Source organism: Polaribacter sp. 11A2H, assembly GCF_011379025.1.
Lineage (GTDB): Bacteria > Bacteroidota > Bacteroidia > Flavobacteriales > Flavobacteriaceae > Polaribacter.
This window is the reverse complement of sequence record NZ_WTLD01000028.1, coordinates 1-2,739: the sequence shown is the minus strand read 5'-3', so window position 1 is coordinate 2,739 and position 2,739 is coordinate 1. Positions and strand designations below refer to the sequence as shown.

Sequence of the window (2,739 nt, the reverse complement as noted above, 5' to 3'; positions counted from 1 at the left end):
TAATTACCGACCAAGAAAGTCCGCGAGGACTTTCGTAAGTAGGCGAGAAGCCAGCAATAAATTATATACGGTGTTAGGCACTGGCTTTTTATTCCAGCTTTAATTTACTTTGATTATCAACTTTTGATTTATGTATAATTACCTTTTCAATTATATATGTACTTTCATCGACTAAATAGGTTTGTAAATCTTCGTCAAAGTTTTTTGTCCACGAGAGAATTACTTTTAAAGTGTCTCCTTTTCTAAAAGATTCTGTTTTTAATGTTTCAAAGAAATCTTTATCTTTTATTGAAGCTTTTATTAAGTAACCTCTAAAGATAAATCCCCATTTTGCTTGACCTTCAAAATGCAATGTTTTAATAACTAAAATAGCCTCTTTTTTTATTTTCTCCGTATTCTTTTGTTCTATTTCTTCCGTGACATTATTCACATCGATTAGTTTTTTGAATTCAGATTTTTCTATATTTATTACTTTTTGATTCTTATTTTCAATAATCAAATCAGTAATGTTTTCATCATTATTAACGAGTATGAAAGTCTGTTGAATATTTTGCTTTGCACCCGTATTTTGATAAACATTGTAAACGTTTTTTTGAACATCTTTATCTGTTATTTGTTTCTCTTCTAAAATGTTTCTAATATCATCAAGAGTTTCATTGTTTGATTGAGTTGTAGCGTATAAGATAACTAGTCCAGCTAAACTTGCTGCAGCAAAATCTCCAAATTTTTCTAATATAAGAGTTCGATATTTAGGTTTAAGTTTTATTTTAAAACTCCCGTTTTCTGGTGGAGAAACTTCTACAACTAAATCATCGGGTTTATAACCTAATTCTTTATTTATAATATAAAGTATTTGTTGATATTGTTCAAGAAATCCTGTTAGAGTTTCTATTTTAATATTTCCATCTCCTCCAAATCTAATTGTTAACTGATTGTTTTTTGTCATTAAAATGGTTTATTTGGTTAAATAATTCTCCCAAATTTCTGGTTTAGTATCGTTTAAATTACTTTTAATATATTCAATGCCACTTTTAGATAATTCTCCAATTTTTGTATAAGGCGCCCATTCTTGTTTTTTTACTAAGTAATTTTTAACAAAGAAACTTGGTTCAGGATTATCATCAATTTTATAATTAAAATGTGAATCTTCTAATCGAATATTTCCATATGCTTTAGAATGAGTAATCATAGCTCCAAGAAAAAACATATCATCGATTTCCTCAAAATATACAATAGGATGAATAGCTTCATTTTCGTCTCTTTGATTCCCTTGGATTATATCTCCTTCTGTAAATTGTTCAGTCATATGAGTGAGTCTGCTTGTGCCTAACGTTGTTGTGTATTGAAAGTTGCGTTTTAAGTGAACGGCTATTTTCCGAAGGAAAATTGTTGTTCACAAAAAAGCAACTACTTTTGGTTAGGATTAAAATAAGCAATTTTTTATACACGGTGTTGGGTAACGTTTTTTATTCCGCCAAATATAAATTCAATAAGATTCCTTTTTTGTTTTTAATGTATCTTTTAACGGTTTTATTTTATATTCAATCAGTTTACTATTTGCAAGATTCAACTCTACTTTTAAAGAGTCAACTTTCAAAATTAAAGAAGGAATTTTCGATTCTTGAACTTTCAAGAGATAATTTGCTCTTGCAAAATAAAAAGTTGAACAACCTAAAACCAAGGTTAAAATGAAAGATGATATTTTATATGGTGAATATTTTTTAGGCTTGTTTTTATTTTCAAACTTTTCAAACCCTTTTTTAAATTCCTTTAATTTCTCACCTTTTGGAGTTAACATAAACCATTCTCCCGTTTTTTCAAATAGGTCGTATTTTTCTCCAAAAGAAATTATATCTGATATGTCGTCATATTCAATATTTGAGTCAAAAAAAATATTCTCAATACTGAACATTTCAGAGTTTTCTATTTTTTCGAAAATAAAATCAATATTTTCTACTTTTTCTTTATATTCCATTTTTCAGAGTGTGATTGGTAAATGTTACCCAACGTTGTTTTGTATGGAAAGTTGCGTTTTAAGTCGACGGCTATTTTCCGCAGGAAAATAGGAGTTGACAAAAATGCAACAAACTTTGATTAAGCCAAATTTAGCAATTTTTTATACAAGGTGTTGTAAAATGCGTGTTTAATTTCCACTTTTCAAGTTATAAAATTCCTATTTCTTTTTTCTCTTTTTTTGAGTTTCTGAGGAAATTCCGCAATTTTGATTTTTCAGGGTTTTCTCAATTTTTTAATTCAGAACATGAGTAAACCTTTATTCTACTTTTAGAAATCTCTCAGCCTTTCTGAATTTGTCTTTAAAAACGAATTTCTCCGACTTTTGCTCAATATTTTGTCAATTCAGAGATTTTAGTTTCAAACAGTAATGAAGTTTCAAGTTTTCAGATATTTTCAAACAAGCTAAATTCCGCAAATTTTTTCCTTTTTTTTGGTTTTAAAACACCGAACGAAAAGAACTATTTTTCCTTTCTTAAAATTCTAAAAACCTTCTATTTTTTTTCAAAATTTTGATTCGCGAGAGAGTGTTTTAAAAAACTAATTTTTCAAACGTTTTATTTCCTTTTTTTGAGTTTTCAGACTTTAAAGCTAAATGTATTTTTAAATATCTGTTGTTCTTAAATTATACTTTCAGCCAGTTTTTTACAACGTTTATGTGTATGGTTTGTTGCGTTTAAATATGCGAGCATTTTCCCCAATAAACCAACGATAATAAATAATAAA

The 2,739-nt window shown here is 27.7% G+C and carries 3 protein-coding genes; all 3 read right to left on the bottom strand.

Annotation, left to right across the window (positions count from 1 at the left end; translation table 11 throughout):
• Window positions 1-88: 88 nt before the first annotated feature.
• The 3 genes from GQS58_RS16695 to GQS58_RS16685 all read right to left on the bottom strand — a co-directional run bounded on the left by GQS58_RS16695 (window position 89) and on the right by GQS58_RS16685 (window position 1,975).
• A complete protein-coding gene (locus tag GQS58_RS16695; RefSeq protein ID WP_166388009.1) occupies window positions 89-946 on the bottom strand; it encodes a hypothetical protein in 858 nt (285 codons plus the stop codon).
• Between the two features lie 9 nt (window positions 947-955).
• Window positions 956-1,306 carry a hypothetical protein gene (locus tag GQS58_RS16690; protein ID WP_166388007.1) on the bottom strand — a complete coding sequence of 117 codons (351 nt, stop codon included), beginning with the start codon at window positions 1,304-1,306 and terminating at the stop codon, window positions 956-958.
• A gap of 180 nt (window positions 1,307-1,486) precedes the next feature.
• Window positions 1,487-1,975: a hypothetical protein gene (locus tag GQS58_RS16685; protein ID WP_166388005.1), complete on the bottom strand. Its 489-nt coding sequence runs from the start codon at window positions 1,973-1,975 to the stop codon at window positions 1,487-1,489.
• Between the last annotated feature and the right edge of the window lie 764 nt (window positions 1,976-2,739).

Bases quoted from the DNA above. Each gene is read 5' to 3' on its own strand.
- GQS58_RS16685 (WP_166388005.1), bottom strand. From the start codon at position 1,975: ATGGAATATAAAGAAAAAGTAGAAAATATTGATTTTATTTTCGAAAAA.
- GQS58_RS16695 (WP_166388009.1), bottom strand. From the start codon at position 946: ATGACAAAAAACAATCAGTTAACAATTAGATTTGGAGGAGATGGAAAT.
- GQS58_RS16690 (WP_166388007.1), bottom strand. From the start codon at position 1,306: ATGACTGAACAATTTACAGAAGGAGATATAATCCAAGGGAATCAAAGA.